Origin of the sequence: Streptomyces sp. NRRL WC-3742 (assembly GCF_000720635.1) — a bacterium.
Classification (GTDB): domain Bacteria; phylum Actinomycetota; class Actinomycetes; order Streptomycetales; family Streptomycetaceae; genus Kitasatospora.
Window position 1 is genome coordinate 17909 of sequence record NZ_JOCF01000050.1, and the last position, 15745, is coordinate 33653.

Below are 15745 nucleotides of genomic sequence, written 5' to 3' on the forward strand. Positions count from 1 at the left end.
AGCGCCGCACGGCGGCGGTATCACCGGGCAGGTCCCCTGCCCGGACGCACCTGAGTTCACCGCCCTCGGCCCGAGCGCCCGCCACTACAGCACGGCGGACACCGTCGCCGACATCGACTGGCCGCGCATGCCGGTGCCGCCCGCGCCGCCGGAGCACCGCATGCTCCCCGACGTCCCGGTGCTCCTCCTCGGCGGCGACCGCGACCTCGTCACCCCGTACGAACTGCTCTACGAGCAGGCCGAGTCGGCTCACCACCCCCAGATCGTCATCGTCCCCGGGGCGGCCCACTCGATCCAGAACCGGGCTACCAACCCGGCCGGGCGCCAGGCGGTGTACGAGTTCCTCCTCGCGTAGCCGAGGATCGGACCGGGGTCCGCTGCTCAGCGACCGGACTGGGTGAAACTCCCGCCGAGGTAGCGGTGTTCCGGGTCCTCGGGGGACAACTCGCCCAGTTCGGCGATCAGTTCGGCGGCGTAGGCTTCGGCGTCGTCCTTCGGCCGGTAACCGAGGGCCCGGGCGGTCGAAAGGTCCCACCAGGCACGGGTGTTGGCGGATATCCCGTACGCCACGGTGTGCCCGGAGGCGACCGGCCCGGTGAGCGCGGCGTGGGCGAGGCGGGCCCAGTCGCCGGGGCTGAGCCAGGTGGCGAGCATCCGGATGCTGCGGGGTTCGGCCGTGAAGGAGCCGATCCGCAGGGAGACCGTTTCGAGGCCGTGCCGGTCGGCGTACAGCGAGGCGAGGCTCTCCCCGAAACACTTGGAGACGCCGTAGTACGTGTCGGGCCGCTGCGGCGCGTCCACCGGGACGGTGGCGCCGTCGGCGGGCCGCTCCGTGAAGCCCGTCGCGTGGTTGCTGCTGGCGTAGACGATCCGGCGCACCCCGGCGGCCCGGGCCGCGTCGTAGAGTCGGTAGGTGCCCTCGATGTTGGTGGCCAGAATGTCCGCGAACGGCGCCTCCCCCGGGATCCCGGCCAGGTGGACCACGGCGTCGACCCCTTCCATCGCCCCGGCCAGCGCCTCGGTGTCCAGCAGGTCGCCGGTGACGGCGTCGGGCTCGCCGGGCACGGGCAGCCGGTCGAAGCTGCGCAGCCGGTGGCCGTAGCCGGGCAGCAACTCCCGCAGGCAGCTGCCCATTCGGCCGGCGGCGCCGGTGATCAGGACCGTTCCGGGCTGGTCTGCCATGTGTGTTCTCCCCCTGGATTCCTCACGGGCGTGGACGTGCGAGCGTAACCCGAGTTGACGCCAGGGGCAGTGCGATTATTCGGATGTGCTCGGCAACCCTGCTGCTGCCGCCGGTCCTTCGACCTCCCCGGCCTCAGGACTCGGCGGGGTTCTGCGGCTCCTTGAACGCGGCACCGGAGCGGAGGTCGTCCAGCGTGCCGCCGCCGGCGGTGAAGCCGAGGTAGCCGACGACGACGCCGCCGAGGCCCAGCAGCAGCCCGAGGTACGTGCCGAAGTCGGCACCGGCGGTGATGAACGAGGCCGCCTCGGCCGGGATCGACGGGTAGGACACCCAGCGGATCACCACGATCACGGTCGCGAGGAGGGAGACGGCCCCGTACGCGGCCCAGCCGCCGGGGACGGACACGGTGCGTCCGAGGACGGGCAGCGCGACGAGCACGCCGACCGCCAGGAGGAGCAGCATCGGCAGCCAGCCCCCGATACCGACGTCCCAGGCGTTGCCCGCCGTGGAGTACCCGTAGGCCACCCCGGGGTAGGGCGTCTTCTGGGAGACCGAGTACCAGGGGAGGAAGGAGTCGACGAGGGCCAGGAGGCCGATGGCCGCCAGGACCTTGGAACGGGTGTCGAGTTTGGTCAGATCCATGTCGTTCTCCGTTGAGCGATGAGATGTCGATGTTCACGCCGGGCTGCCCCGGCTGTCGGCGATCCGCTCAGGACGGCGGGTCGCGGGGAGAGGGGCGCGGAACCTCCAGGCGCCGGGCCCGCGAAGCCCGCGCCGCCCGAAGTGCTTGACGTGCCAATTCGGCTAGCGGGGCCAAGTGTTGGGGGCGCGGGCGGACGGCGGCAGACCATATGCGTCCATCGATACCAATCCGATACGTGATCGACCGCATCAGTATCGGACCGGCGGGCTGGGGCGCCTGCGAACGGCCGGGCGGCCGTATGCGCTCGGCGTACGGCCGCCCGGGGTGGGTCTGCGGCCCGTCAGCGGACCGGCAGGACCTTGGTGTGCTCCTCGCGGACGGCCTGGAGGTCGTGCGGCTTGAGGCCGAGCAGCTTGAGGATGGTCGGCGCGATCTGCTTGGTCTCGACCGCCTCGTCCTGGCGGACGCCGTTCGGGGTGCCTGCGCCGGAGACGACGAGCGGGACGTTCAGGTCGTCCGCGTGGGCGCCGCCGTGCTCGGCGATCTTGCTGCCGCCGGTGTAGACGACGCCGTACTGCGCGACACCGAAGACGTCCGGCACCCGCGGGTCGCCCGGGGCGACGCCGAAGTGGTCGGCGGCCTCCTCGCCGGCGTACACCTTGTCGACACCGCTCCTGGTGAACGGGCGGGCCTTGCCGTCGATGTCGACGCCGTTGCCGTGCTGTGCCAGCAGGTACGCCTTGGCGAAGCCGGTGGCCGCCTCGCTGCGGTCGTTGAGCCAGAGCAACACGCCGTCGTCGTCGACCGCGTGGGCGACCAGATCGCCCGCGCCCGGGTGGGCGGCCTTCCAGGCGGCGTTGAGGCCGTCCAACAGCGGGCCGTCGTCGATCCGGTTGAGCGCGGCCGGGTCGATCGGTGACTGGCCGTGCTTGGCGGAGAGGATGACGGTGGTGGAGCCGTCGAGGTGCTGCGTGCGCAGCTCGGCGGTCAGCGCGCCGATCTGCCGGTCGACGTACTCCAGGTTCTTCTCCACCAGCGGGCCGGGCACGCCCTTGCCGACGTAGCCGCCCTGCAGGCCGTCGGAGCTCTTGAGCTTCTGCGCGGTGGAGACGGACTGGAAGTTCATGCCGAACACGGCCGGGGTGCCGACCCGCTGCGCGCGGCTGTGGTCGTAGCCGTCGATCTCGTTGAGGACGGCCTGCACCTTGTACGAGTCGTACTGCTCGGTGGCCTGGTTGTCCTTCGTCCAGTCGCCCTTGTAGCCGGTGGCGCTGCTGTTGACCTCGGGCGTGAAGAGGTCCTGGATGCCTTCGCCGGAGGGGCCGTTGAGGATCTCGTAGGCGGCATGCTTGTCCGACCAGGCGGTGCGCAGGCCGGCCTGGCGGGCCACCTCGAAGACGGTGTTCACCTGGAGGTAGGAGTGCGGGCTCACCGGCTTGCAGGTCTGCGGGTCGACCGGCAGCTTGGCCGGGTCGAGCAGGGTCTGCGGGCTGCCGGTCATCCGCAGAATGGAGCCCGGCAGGCCCGACAGGCCCTGGCCGGCGTCGAGCGCGTCCTTGTTCCGGTCCAGGTCCTCGGTGAGGTCGACCTCGACGCCGGGCTTGGCGTTCCGGCAGTCGGTGGTGCCGGCCGGGAGCAGCGCGGCGTTGTAGGTGTCGTCGTAGTAGACGCCGGTGGTGCCGGGGCCGCCGCCGGTCAGCTGCGCGACCATGCCGGGGAAGGAGTCGGACGGGTCGGTGGTGCTGGCACGGGTGTACTCGACACCGCCGCGGACCAGCCGGGCCAGCGCCGACTGGGGGTGCTCGGCCACGAAGTGGGCGAGGTCCGACTGGTGCAGGCCGTCGACCGACAGCAGCAGGACGTGCCTGGCGTGGTTGCCGCGGCCCTCCTCGGCGGCGGCGGCGGTCTGGGCGACGGTGGATCCGGCCAGCACACCGGCGGCGCCCAGGGTGGCGGCCAGCCGGACATAACGACGGGTCACAGAGGTCTCCTGTGGAGGGGGGAGGGGAGGTGACTGCGGCGGTGCGGCCCCCAGGGTGGGAGGCGCCGGTGTACCGGCGGCAGCGGGGACGTGAACAGCACCGGTCCGCTCCGTCGGGCGGCCCCGGATTTTACCTGGCTCTCACCAACTCGTTGCGTCGTCATGGCACTTGATGAAGGCGTACGGTCATTTCCCGCTGCGCACGTGTGCTTCGATCCCGACGGCTGTCCACCGGCTGTCCACCGGCTGTCCACCGGCCCGCCCCGTGATCCGGACCATGATCCGGACCATGGGGCGAAACGGCGTCGGTCGCGGTCGGGGAGGACCGCCTGACGCTGCGTCAACATTTCCGGCGGAACTTCGGGAGTTCCGCTGCGCCTGGCCGCCGTAGTGCGGTATTCGTGCACTTATGGCGACAATTGACGTGCTGCGCGAAGACCTTGAGCGCCTCCTGAGTACCGCCGAGACCTGGTCGGAGAGCCTGGCCGACCAGCCGGACCTCGCCCTGACGGACGAACACCTCGGCGCGGACGTACGAACCATCCGCGGCCTGCGCGAGCGGGCGCTGTCGACGCTGCTCAACGTCGGTCTGCTCGGGCGGCAGTCGTCGGGGAAGAGCTTCCTGATCAGCGGACTCCAAGGCGGCCTGGAGTACCTCGAGGTGAGCGACGGCGAGGGCGGGTACGCCGACAAGTACCTCGGCATCCTGCCGTCCTCACCCACGCCCACCACGGCCTGCCCGTCGACCGTCGTGCCGGTGGCGGCGGGCGCGACCGAGGGCGCGGAAGGCCGGGGTCTGCTGCGGGTCAGGTTCGCCGACTCCGCCAACGAGGAGTGGGTCGAGATCGGCTCCGATCTCCCCCCTAGCGTGATCGCGGCCTACGGCGCGTCGGACGGCGACGTCACCAACCGCAAGCGCGAGCACATCAACCGCCGCGTGGCCGAGATCCAACTGGTGATCTCCCGGACGGTTCTCCCCGTCAAGTTCTTCGACCTTCCCGGCGCCGAGGCGCCGGACGCGACACACGAGGCGATCATGCGGCGGGCATGGTCCCAGGCGGACTGCTTCCTCTACGTCAGCCAGGGGACGGCCACGCTCACGACCAACGAACTCACGCTGATCAAGGACCTGTACAACCACCACCTGCAGACCGGCAAGCGCGTCCTGTGGGTCCTGACCGGCATCGACCGCGCCCACCAACTGGGCAACGACAACCGGCCGGCCTGGCGGGCGACCCTGGAGACGAACAACGCCTACCTGCGTGAGCGGTTCGGCAGCGCTCCGGGTGTTCCCGACACCTTCGTCGGCCCGGGCTTCGTGCCCGTCTCGCCCGCCTGGGAGGCGCGGGCCTCCTTCGACGAGGACGAGGGCAACGGCAACGCGGCCGCCCGGAACCGCGACGCGAGCCGGATGGCCGTGCTGCGCGAACTGCTGACCGAACTCATCGACAGCGGTGCCGGACACCGCCACCTGGCGAAGATCGCCGAGGAGGCCCGCTACCTGCTCCGCCGCCGGCACCGGCCGATCGCCGACCTGGTCGCCACGCACCAGCTCTCCGTCAACGACCTGAGGACGCAGCAGAACGACCTTCGCGAACGGCTCAAGCGCGCGGCCGAGTCGGCGACCCGCATCAGGGAGCAGCTCGGCGCCGACCTCGAGCGCGAAGTCCGAAGCGCCAGCACCCCGTTCAGGACCCTGGCCAAGGACCTCCACGAGGGCCTGGACACGCTGATCGACTCCGGCGGCATGGACGCCGAGCACCGCAACCGCATCGACGTCCAGCAGCTCCGGCTCTTCACCGACTGGATGACGACGGCGCACGGCCCGGCCACCCTCTGGCAGCAACGCCTGGCCGAACTCGAGGACAGGGCACGCACGTCGCTGCGCACGGAGTTGGGCGCCGAGGGCGAGGGCGCCCAGCTCGTGGAGCCCGAGGCGCTCAACCTCAACGAGATGCTCTCCAGCACGTCCGAGCGGCAGCCCCATGACGTCTACGGCCTGGTCCAGGCCGCCGCCGCCGCAGTGGGCGCGGCCGGGCCGATCGTCGGGGGCGTCGCCTGGGTGATGACCAGCCTCTCCCTCACCACCGTCGCGCTGCCCGTCGGTATCGCCGTGTTCGGCAGCGCCGCCGCCGTCGCGGGAGCCAAGGCGCTCAAGGGGCGCAGGACGATCATCGAGCGCGATCGCAGTGAGCGCAAGGAGAAGATCAAGCAGCAGGCCGCCGCCGTCGAAGCGGACTTCGTCACGATCGCCCGCCACCAGGGGCGCCTGCTCATCGACGCGGTCGACGCGCACATCGAGCAGTACAGCAGCCGCCTGCAGGACGCCCTGCGAGAGGTGACCCGCCGGGTCGACTCCCCGGACATCGTGCACAGCCGCGAGGTCGTCGAGCGCCTCGACCCGGTGGAACGGTCGGGCAGTGCGCTCATCAACGACCTCCAGGACTTCGAGGACCGGATGCGGGGAACGACACACGGCTGAGTCCTCGCCCCCGGCGACCGCCTCAGGCCGGCGCGCAGCCGGCTCGTCGGCGGCCGCCTTAGGAGGCTGGGGCCCAGGTGTATCTCTGCGGCGTCACAACCTCACCCACGGCATGGGCAGCTTCTTCAAGTGCGAGCACCCCGAGAGCCGCTGGCCGCGGTGCCCACACGCGTACACGATCCGGTACCGCAACTCGGCGGGCCCCGGTCCACGGCAGGGGGCCGGGAGCCGGGGCACATGGAGCCGGATTCAGTGGGTGGTGCCTCGCCGGCGGCGGCGGAGGGCGAAGGCGCCGCCCGCGAACACCAGGGCCGCGCTCGAACCGGCGACGAGTACTGGCGTCGAGGACGAGGCGCTCTCCGTCTTCACTGACTGCGCCGCGATGCCGTAGCCGCTGGACATGCCGGTGGTGTCGTACTCCGAGCCGGGCAGTTTGTCGGCGTAGCGGGCCTTGACCAGTTTCTGGTAGTCGAGCAGCGGGACCGAGGTCTGGCCGTTGAGGCCCTGCCGTGCCTGGTCGTTGAGCGGCTCGACCGTGGTGAGCTTCAGCTGGTACCAGCCGCGGATCTGCGGCTCGGTGAACACCAGGGTGCCCGCCGTGGCCTTGCCGGCGTACGTGGCGTCGCTGTCGCCGTCGCGCACAGCGGCAAGGTGCCAGCCGCCCCCCTGGGTGGGGGCGAGCATGACGGTGGCGTTCCGCCCGTTGACCGGGGCGTTCAACGCGGCCACCAGGTAGCTCAGCTTGGCCACTTCGGAGGGGATCGGCAGGGCCGTCCCCGCGATGAAGCCGGCGGTGATCTCGTTCAGCGCCAGGGGGTCCTTGACGGTGAACGCAGGAAGGCCCTCGCACGGGTCGGCCTTGTCAGGGATCGGCTGCGATGTCCCGGCCCCGTCGCCCTGTGGCACCGGGACGCTGAGGAAACGGCAGACCGCGTTGCGGACGTCGGCCGACTTCACCAGGTCGAGGGCGGCCTGGTAGTCCGGGATGTCCGCCGGAAGCCCCTTGGCCGGGGCCGCCTGAACCGGGCCGGCGACGGACAGCACCGCGGACGCGCCCAGCACCAGGACGGTGGCCAGGCGGGAGAAGCGGCGGTTGACCGCCTGCTCGCTGGAGGTTCTTGTTCCGTGCATTGCCGCCTGCCTCAACGGGAGATACCGATCCGGGAGTGGGTCCACTTGAACGAGCTGTTGCTGACGTAGTCGTTGTAGTTCCACCACGTGTAGGTGGCGGTGTCCGGCCACGGGTCGGCGACACCGATGGTGTTGTTCGAGGTGTCGAAGCCGTAGACCACGTTCATGTGGCCGCCGCCTGACGTCCAGCCGATGCGGGCCGCGATCGGACGCGCCGCCTTGACGTCGGTGTAGACCTGGTTGAACGTGGCCGCGCTGTTCAGGCCCGAGCCAGGTTGGGTCATGCCGAGGCTGTTCCAGCCCCTGGCCATGTCGTCGAGCGTGGCGGGCTGGTTGTTGCAGCCGTAGTAGGGCTGGGCCCGGCTGCAGAAGTCCGTCTGCGTACTGCCGTAGCCCTGGAACTTGGCGATGGTCAGCCCGGAGGCGACCCAGCACCACTGGGATTTCTCCTGCTTGTACATGCTGATGGTGTCCTGGCCGGCCTCGGCGTGGGCCTGGCCTGCTGTGGCGGCGAGCATCGCCGAAACCGTCAGTGCGACAGCCGTCGCCGTGGTCGCGAATGTCGATCTGCCCATGGTTCTGCCTTCCCGCGCAAGTGCGATGTGTGCCGGGGGATCTGGCAGAGCTATGACAGCACGAGTTCGTATCGTCACGGATGGTAAGTGTAGGAACTTAACCTGGATGGGTGAAAGGGCAAGCGCTGAAGGCACGATCTGATCGTCAGCTGCGGGCCGCCCGCGACGTGCTTCGGCTGTCGGGGCTTCGGTGAACTCCACTCGGCTCACCGTTCAACAGCCGGACCCAGTGCCGCCGCCTTGAGTCAGTGCAGGACCCGAACGGAGACTTCGGGCTCGCTGCGGATCGGTCCATTCTCATTGAGCAGGCCGTCCTGGACTGCTGAACATGCAGAAGCCGCTGAGAGCGTCCCTGCGCGGGCGCCCCGCCCGACCCTGGGGGCGCATCCCGGATCGGCATCCACGGCCGGTCGGCGGTTCGGCCGCTGTTCAGCGGCGCGTGGCTCGGCGGATGATCTGCGAACAGACCCGGTACGTACGGTCAGGGCCCACACCACTTCCGGGAGCGAACATGCACGACATCCACGAGTCCGGGCAGGCGTGCGACTGCCCGCGCACGGCCGACCTCGACGGGGACGGACCGGCCGCGGCCGGTCGGCGCCGATTCCTGCGCGGCGCCGGTCTGTTGGGAGCCGGGGTCGGGACCGGAGGGCTGGGCCTGCTCGGCGCGACGCCGGCGTCGGCGGCCTCGGGGGACGCGTCGGAGAAGGCGGAGAAGGCGGAGAAGGCGAAGAAGGCCAAGGGTGGTGGGCGTTGGCAGCCCGACCCGGACGCCCGGCGGTTCACCGTCGCCGTCATGCCGGACACCCAGTACCTGTTCGACCAGGACCGGATCCACCCGGCCCCGCTGGAGGCATCGATCCGCTACGTGCTCGACGGCGGGGTCAACCGGGAGGACGGGACGGACGACAACATCGTCTTCCTGGCCCACCTCGGCGACGTCACCGAGAACGGACTGGCCGTCGAGTACGCCGCCGTCACCAAGGTGTTCGGCCTGCTGGACGACGCCGGCGCGGCCTACGGCGTGCTCGCCGGCAACCACGACGTCCGCTCCTCGACCGACGACCGGCGCGGCAGCACACCGTACCTGGAGACTTTCGGCAAGGAGCGCGCCGCCCGTACCTCCGGCTACCACAGCTCCAGCCCGGACGGCTACAACACCTGCCACATCTTCACCGCGGGCGGACGGCCGTGGATGCTGCTCTCGCTGGACTGGAGGCTCTCGGACGCCGGATTCGCCTGGGCCAACGCGGTGATCGCCGCCAACCCGAAGGTCCCGGTGATCCTCACCACCCACGAGCTGGCGTACGCCGACGACGGCGGCCGGGCCGAGCTGTCCGACTACGGCAAGCGGCTCTGGGAGCGGCTGATCAGCGGCAACGACCAGATCTTCCTGACCGTCAACGGGCACTACTGGCCGCCCGGGCGGACGGTGCTGCGGAACAAGGCGGGCCACGACGTCCACGTCCACATCACCAACTACCAGGACCGCTACTACGGCGGCGCCGCGATGATCCGGACCTACCGCTTCGACCTCGACCGGAACACGGTCGACGTGTCGACCTTCTCGCCGTGGATCCAGGAGATCGCGGCCGAGGAGCGCAACACCCTGGCCGCGCAGGAGGTCGAGCTGACCTCGGACGTGGACCGCTTCTCGCTCGCGATCGACTTCGACCGCCGCTTCGCCGGCTTCGCGCCCGTTCCTCAGCGGCCGGCCCGCCGGGCGGCCGAGTTGCTGGTCCGGGACACCGCGGCGTACTGGCGCTTCGACGGCGGCGGTGCCGACGGCACGGCGGTCTCCCCGCAGCAGGCCGTCAAGGACCTGACGGGGCAGGGCAACGACCTCGTCTGGCAGAGCGCCCCGGGCACCCCGGACGGCGCGCTCACCTGGTCCGCCGACCACCACCCGGACCAGCCGGGCCACGGCAGCCTGCTCTTCAAGGGCACCCGCTCGCCGGTCCACGGCAGCTACCTGCAGACCGTGCCCACCGCGCCGATCAACCGGGAGACCTTCGAGCGCGGGTTCACCGTCGAAGCCTTCTGCAAGCTGCCCGCCGACTGGGACTCGGCGCAGAGCCGCTGGTCCGCGCTGCTCAGCCGGTGGGGGACGGCGAGCGAGGCGGGCCGGAGCGGCCCGGGAACGGACCCGGACGAGCCCGTCCTCACGCTCAGCGTCAGCGAGGCGCCCGCCCTGCAGTGGTGCGTCTACCCGGTCAACCAGACCGGGCCGTCGACCTGCTGGGGCCACCAGTTGCCGCTGGACCGGTGGTGGCACGTGGCGGTGGTCAACGACGGGCAGCTCAGCCGGATGTACGTCGACGGCTGCGAGGTGGCCCGCAACCCGGCGACCCCGGCCGTGGGGCTGGTGACGCTGGGGCGGCCGTGGATGCTGGGCGGCTACTCCTACGCGGGCGTGCTGGACAAGGTGTTCCACGGGTACGTCGGCGACGTCCGGATCGTGAAGCGGGCGCTCCGGGTCGGCGAGTTCATGACCGCCTGACCGCCTGACCGCCCCACCGTCCGACCGCTCAACCCCGTCCGCATCGGGTACGCGGACATCGCCGGGTCCTCCTCGGGAGGAGGACCCGGCAGTGTCGCGCCTCGCTCCTGGCGGCGCACCTCCGTGCCGAGGCACCGCGACGGGAACACCAGGCGCGGCGGCCGCGCTTGCGACGGGCGAGGAACACCACGCTGCCGCCGACCGCGAGCGCGGCCACGGCGGGTCATGGGGTGGGGTTCAGGGAGTCGAGCCAGCCGATCAGGAGCTGGTTGACCTCGTCGGGGCGTTCCTGCTGGAGCCAGTGGCCGCAGCCGTCGAGGATGTGGGAGGAGACCAGGCCGGGGAGTGTCGTCGGGTAGGCGTCGATCGCGTCGGCCATCCAGGTCGTGGAGGCGTCCAGGCCGCCGCCGATGAACAGGGACGGCTGTTTGACGGGGGCACCGCTGTACGGGGCGAGGTCCTCCCAGTCGCGGTCCATGCTGCGGTAGCGGTTGAGTGCCCCGGTCATGCCGGTGCGCTCGAACTCTCCGGCGTACACGTCGAGGTCGCCCTCGGTCAGCCAGGAGGGCAGCCGACCGGCGGGGAAGCGGTCGCGCAACTGCCCGCCGGCGCGGTTCACGAAGTGCGGGTCGGGCTCGGCCCGCGTGGGCATGGTGTCGGCGGACAGGGCCGCGTAGAAGCCGGCGAGCCAGCCCCGGACGTCGGGCTCGATCTCCGCCTCGGCGCGGCCGGGCTCCTGGAAGTACGAGACGTAGAACTCCTGGTCGCCGCCCATGTGCGCGAAGACGTCGGTGGGGCGGGGCCCGCCGGGCGGGGCGTAGGGGACGCTCAGCAGCCCGACGGCGCGGAAGACCTCGGGGTGGAGCAGCGCGGAGGTCGCCGCGATGTTCGCACCCCAGTCGTGCCCGACGATCACCGCCGTCTCCTCGCCCAGGGCACGTACGAGTGCGAGGTTGTCCTCCACCAGGGCGAGCATCCGGTACCCGTCCGTCGCGGTCGGCTTGGAGGATCGGCCGTAGCCGCGCACGTCGAGGGCGACGGCGCGGTACCCCGCCGCGGCGAGTGCCGGGAGCTGGTGGCGCCAGGAGTACCAGGACTCGGGGAAGCCGTGGACGAGCACGACCAGCGGCCCGGTGCCCTGCTCGACGAGGTGCAGCCGCCCGGCGGGTGCCTCGATGGTGCGGTGGCGCAGGTCAGTTGACGGTGTGGGCAGGTGCATGGCTTCTCCTCGGGATCGCTGGGGCCGCGTCTACGCACCGATCATGCGGTGCGACGTGAGGGAGGGGCGACCTGCCTTGCCGTTCTGGCAAACTCGCAGGCCAGGGCGGTGGGCGCGGAGCCAATGGAAGGAGCGGCGACGATGGCGGATGGCGGCGCAGGCGACCCTGCCGCTACCGGACACGGGTGACGTCCGTGAATCGTAAGGCCGTGGTTCACGGAGTGCGCCGCGGTCGACTCCTACAGTGGCCGGGACGTTCTTCCTCTGAGAGGCGGTAGAGATGACGGTGCATCAGGAAGAGCCGCGGGCCGAGGTGGGTGTGATCGGCGGTTCGGGGCTGTACGCGCTGCTGGACGAGGTGCGCGAGGTGCGGGTCGAGACGCCGTACGGGCCGCCGAGCGACGCCCTGTTCGTGGGTGAGGTGGCGGGGCGGCGGGTGGCGTTCGTGCCCCGGCACGGGCGCGGCCACAAGCTGCCGCCGCACCGGATCAACTACCGCGCGAACCTGTGGGCGCTGCGGTCGCTGGGGGTGCGGCAGGTGCTCGCGCCGTGTGCGGTGGGCGGGTTGCGGCCGGAGTACGGGCCGGGGACGCTGCTGGTGCCGGACCAGTTCGTGGACCGGACCTCGGGGCGGGTGCAGACCTTCTTCGACGGGCTGCCGCTGCCGGACAGTTCGGTGCCCGAGGTGGTGCACGTGTCGATGGCCGACCCGTACTGCCCCGTCGGCCGGCGGGCCGCGCTGGAGGCGGCGCGCGGGGAAGCCTGGGAGCCGGTGGACGGCGGGACGCTGGTGGTCATCGAGGGGCCGCGCTTCTCCACCCGGGCCGAGTCGCGCTGGTTCACCGCCAACGGCTGGTCGGTGGTCGGCATGACCGGGCACCCCGAGGCGGTGCTGGCGCGCGAACTCGGGCTCTGCTACACCTCGGTGGCAGTCGTGACCGACCACGACGCCGGTGTGGAGGCCGGCGAGGGTGTCACCCAGGCCGAGGTGCTCGAGGTCTTCGCGGGGAGCGTCGACCGGCTCCGCACGGTGCTGTTCAAGGCGATTGGGATGCTGCCCGTCGACCGCGCGTGCGTCTGCTCGCACGCCCTGGACGGCCTCACGACCGGCCTTCCCGGCGACTGACCCGTGCTCACCCGTACTTCCCTGACCTGCGCCCTCGCCGTCGCCGCCCTCGCGGTGGCCCTGGCCCTGACCGTGACCGGCGGCGGGACGCTCGCCGACCGGTCGCCGCTCTACGGCTGGTACGCACTCGACGCCGTGCTCTTCGTCCTCGCGCTGCTCCTGCTGCGGAAGGTGAGCCGTCGTCACGTGGTGCCGCTGGTGCTGACCGGGAGCGTCCTGGTCGCCGCGGCCGGGCTGCTGGCGCCTCCGCGTACCAGCGACGACGCCTACCGGTACGTGTGGGACGGGCGGGTCCAGGCGGCGGGCATCTCCCCGTACGCGTACACCCCGGACGACCCGGCGCTGGTCCGGCTGCGTGACGGCGGCCTGTTCCCGGTGGGGGACGGCTGTGCGGCCTGGGACGAGCGGCGGACGGCGGCCGGGGACTGCACCCGCATCAACCGGCCCGCCGTGCACACCGTCTACCCGCCGGTCGCGGAGGCGTGGTTCCTCGCCGCGCACCCCTTCGGCGGCGGGGTGCGCGGTGCGCAGGCCGCCGGTGCGCTGCTGGCGGTCGCCACCACCGGCGTGCTGCTGGTGGTCGGGCGGGGCAGCCGGCGGGCGGCGCTGTGGGGGTGGTGTCCGGGCGTGACGGTGTGGGCGGTCAACGACGCGCACGTGGACACCCTCGGCGCGCTGCTCATGGTGGCCGGGTTGGGCTGTGCGGCCCGCCGCCGGGCCGGTGCCGGGGGCGCCCTGCTCGGGGCGGCGGCCGCGACCAAGCTGCTGCCGGCGCTCGCCCTGCCCGGTGCGCTGTCCGGGCTGCTGGCCCGGCGGCCGACGAGGAGTGACCTGCTGGTGCCGGCGGCGGCCCTCGGGACGTTCGTGCTGGCCTACCTGCCGTACGTCGCCGTCTCCGGTGTCGGCGTCCTGGGCTACCTGCCCGGGTACCTGCGGGAGGAGGGGTACGCGCAGGGGCACCTCGACCGGTTCGGGTTGCTGCGGGTGGTGGTGCCGGACCGGTGGGCCGCCTGGGCGGCCGTCCTGGCGCTGGGCGCCGTGGTGCTGTGGGTGCTGCGACGCGGTGACCCCGACCGTCCGTGGCGGGGCGCGCTCCTGGTGACGGGGACCGCCCTGCTGCTCGTCGCGCCGAGCTACCCCTGGTACGGACTGCTGGTGGTGGCCCTGGTGGCGCTCGACGGGCGGTGGGAGTGGCTGGCGGTCCCGGCCGCCGGACAGGTGCTCTACCTGGTGGGCGGGCCGCAGGCGCAGCGCACCGCCTACGCGCTCGCGCTCGCCTGCGTCCTGGCGGTGCCGGTGCTGCGCAGGCTCGTGAGCGCCGCGCCGGTCCGCGCGGGGCGCGGCGCGGCGCCGGAGATGACGAAACCCTGACGGATCCACGCCGTCACTGGCCGAGCCCCGGGCCGACCTGGTCGAATCGGGGCCGTGGACAGAAAAGCGGAACACCCCGACGGCACCCCGGTGGGTCGGCGGGTCGTGCTGGGGCTGCTCGGGCTGGGCGCCCTGGGCGTCGCGGCAGGCCCGTACCTGCAGCGCGCCGAATCGGCGCTGGCGGAGAAGGACCCGATCGGGATCAGCGGCCTGCTGCCGGGCAACAACGGCTTCCGGTACTACTCGGTGGTGACCTCCGTCCCCGAGCGGACCGCGGCCGACTACACCCTCACCGTGGACGGACTGGTGGAGCGCCCCTCCAGCCACCGGCTGGCCGACCTGCAGGCGATGCCGCAGCGGCGGCTCGTCAAGGACGTCCAGTGCGTCACCGGCTGGCGGGTGCCGAACACGCCGTTCGAGGGGGTGCCGCTGGCGCACCTGCTGGACGCCGCCGGGGTCAAGCCGGGAGCCAAGGCGGTGCGCTTCAACTGCTTCGACGGCGAGTACACCGAGAGCCTCACCATGGAGCAGGCGCGCCGGGACGACGTGCTGATCGCCCTGCGCATGCGGGACGAGCCGATCGGCCACAACCACGGCGGGCCGGTGCGGCTGTACGTCGCGCCGATGTACTTCTACAAGTCCGCGAAGTGGCTCTCGGGCATCACCGTCACCGGCTCCGTCGAGCCGGGCTACTGGGAGCAGAACGGCTACGACGTCGACGCCTGGGTCGGCCGCTCGAACGGGAGGTCCGATGCGCCGACGAGCTGAACTGATCGTCCGCTTCACCCGCGCCGAGCGCTGGGTGCACCGGACGACCGCCGCGCTGATGGGCGTCTGCCTGGCCACGGCCGCGTGCCTGTACCTGGCGCCGCTCGCCGAACTGGTCGGCAACCGGCCGGTGGTGGTCACCGTGCACGTGTGGTGCGGCCTGGCGCTGCCGGTGCCGCTGCTGCTCGGACTCGCCTCCCGCGCGGTGCGGGCGGACGTCACCAGGCTGAGCCGCTTCACCCCGGCGGACCGGCAGTGGCTGCGGGCCGTGCGCACCCGGGGCGCGGACCGGCCGGCGGGCAAGTTCAACGCCGGTCAGAAGCTGTACGCGCAGTGGACGCTCGGGTCGATGCTGGTGATCGTCGGCACCGGGCTGATCATGTGGCTCACCCACCTCGCCCCGGCGGCCTGGCGCACCGGCGCGACCTTCGTCCACGACTGGCTGGCCGCCGCGATCGGCGTCGTCGTCGCCGGGCACATCCGGATGGCCTGGCGGGATCCGGAAGCGCGGCTCGGGATGCGCACCGGCCTGGTCGAAGGGCACTGGGCCGAGCGCGAACACCCGCAGTGGCAGGCCACGGACGCGGAGCGGTAGGTGTTCTGACCCGTGAGGTCGATACGCCCAAGTGGGGGAGGCGGACCGCCGAGCGTTTCGCTGACCGGCGGCCGGGTGTCGTCATCTCGTGACCGCCTTCGATCAGAGTCAAGGGAATGAGATCGAATAATCGATATCGATCCAGTGGTGCGGCCTTAAAGGATGACCAAA

At 71.8% G+C, this 15745-nt stretch carries 13 protein-coding genes; 7 read left to right on the forward strand and 6 right to left on the reverse strand.

The window, feature by feature from the left end:
• Positions 1–127 precede the first annotated feature (127 nt).
• A complete protein-coding gene (locus tag IH61_RS0125705) occupies positions 128–355 on the forward strand; it encodes an alpha/beta hydrolase (protein ID WP_031073863.1) in 228 nt (75 codons plus the stop codon).
• A 26-nt stretch (positions 356–381) separates the two neighbouring features.
• On the opposite strand, the gene IH61_RS0125710 is transcribed toward IH61_RS0125705, so the two are convergent.
• The 3 genes from IH61_RS0125710 to IH61_RS0125720 all read right to left on the reverse strand — a co-directional run bounded on the left by IH61_RS0125710 (position 382) and on the right by IH61_RS0125720 (position 3807).
• Positions 382–1182 (reverse strand): NAD-dependent epimerase/dehydratase family protein, encoded by an 801-nt coding sequence (locus IH61_RS0125710; RefSeq protein ID WP_031073865.1) that lies wholly within the window; start codon positions 1180–1182, stop codon positions 382–384.
• Between the two features lie 133 nt (positions 1183–1315).
• On the reverse strand, positions 1316–1825 hold the full coding sequence (locus IH61_RS0125715; protein ID WP_031073867.1) for a hypothetical protein: 510 nt from the start codon (positions 1823–1825) through the stop codon (positions 1316–1318).
• 341 nt (positions 1826–2166) lie between these two features.
• A complete protein-coding gene (locus IH61_RS0125720; protein ID WP_031073869.1) occupies positions 2167–3807 on the reverse strand; it encodes an alkaline phosphatase family protein in 1641 nt (546 codons plus the stop codon).
• A gap of 409 nt (positions 3808–4216) precedes the next feature.
• Here IH61_RS0125720 and IH61_RS0125725 point away from each other — a divergent pair, with 409 nt between their 5' ends.
• Positions 4217–6289: a dynamin family protein gene (locus IH61_RS0125725; RefSeq protein ID WP_078911396.1), complete on the forward strand. Its 2073-nt coding sequence runs from the start codon at positions 4217–4219 to the stop codon at positions 6287–6289.
• A 249-nt stretch (positions 6290–6538) separates the two neighbouring features.
• On the opposite strand, the gene IH61_RS0125730 is transcribed toward IH61_RS0125725, so the two are convergent.
• Together IH61_RS0125730 and IH61_RS0125735 are read right to left on the reverse strand one after the other, a co-directional pair.
• The gene (locus IH61_RS0125730) at positions 6539–7420 is read right to left on the reverse strand and encodes a hypothetical protein (protein WP_031073874.1); all 882 of its coding nucleotides are present in this window, start codon (positions 7418–7420) and stop codon (positions 6539–6541) included.
• A gap of 11 nt (positions 7421–7431) precedes the next feature.
• Complete coding sequence (locus IH61_RS0125735; RefSeq protein ID WP_031073876.1) at positions 7432–7995, reverse strand: papain-like cysteine protease family protein; 564 nt, start codon at positions 7993–7995, stop codon at positions 7432–7434.
• Positions 7996–8506: 511 nt separating this feature from the next.
• Between IH61_RS0125735 and IH61_RS0125740 the strand changes: the two genes are divergently transcribed.
• On the forward strand, positions 8507–10495 hold the full coding sequence (locus IH61_RS0125740) for a LamG-like jellyroll fold domain-containing protein (RefSeq protein WP_031073878.1): 1989 nt from the start codon (positions 8507–8509) through the stop codon (positions 10493–10495).
• Positions 10496–10718: 223 nt separating this feature from the next.
• Here IH61_RS0125740 and IH61_RS0125745 read toward each other — a convergent pair whose 3' ends face one another.
• Positions 10719–11714: an alpha/beta fold hydrolase gene (locus IH61_RS0125745; protein ID WP_031073880.1), complete on the reverse strand. Its 996-nt coding sequence runs from the start codon at positions 11712–11714 to the stop codon at positions 10719–10721.
• Between the two features lie 280 nt (positions 11715–11994).
• On the opposite strand from IH61_RS0125745, the gene IH61_RS0125750 reads away from it, so the two are divergent.
• Genes IH61_RS0125750 through IH61_RS0125765 form a run of 4 tightly spaced genes read left to right on the forward strand, consistent with a single transcriptional unit; the run spans position 11995 to position 15574 of the window.
• A complete protein-coding gene (locus IH61_RS0125750) occupies positions 11995–12840 on the forward strand; it encodes an S-methyl-5'-thioadenosine phosphorylase (RefSeq protein WP_031073882.1) in 846 nt (281 codons plus the stop codon).
• Between the two features lie 3 nt (positions 12841–12843).
• Positions 12844–14211, forward strand: coding sequence for a glycosyltransferase 87 family protein (locus tag IH61_RS0125755; RefSeq protein ID WP_051837967.1), 1368 nt, complete (start codon positions 12844–12846; stop codon positions 14209–14211).
• A gap of 54 nt (positions 14212–14265) precedes the next feature.
• Positions 14266–14979 carry a molybdopterin-dependent oxidoreductase gene (locus tag IH61_RS0125760; protein ID WP_031073886.1) on the forward strand — a complete coding sequence of 238 codons (714 nt, stop codon included), beginning with the start codon at positions 14266–14268 and terminating at the stop codon, positions 14977–14979.
• Positions 14963–15574, forward strand: a complete 612-nt coding sequence (locus IH61_RS0125765) for a cytochrome b/b6 domain-containing protein (RefSeq protein ID WP_031073887.1) — start codon at positions 14963–14965, stop codon at positions 15572–15574. Before IH61_RS0125760 ends, IH61_RS0125765 begins: the two co-directional genes overlap by 17 nt.
• Positions 15575–15745 lie beyond the last annotated feature (171 nt).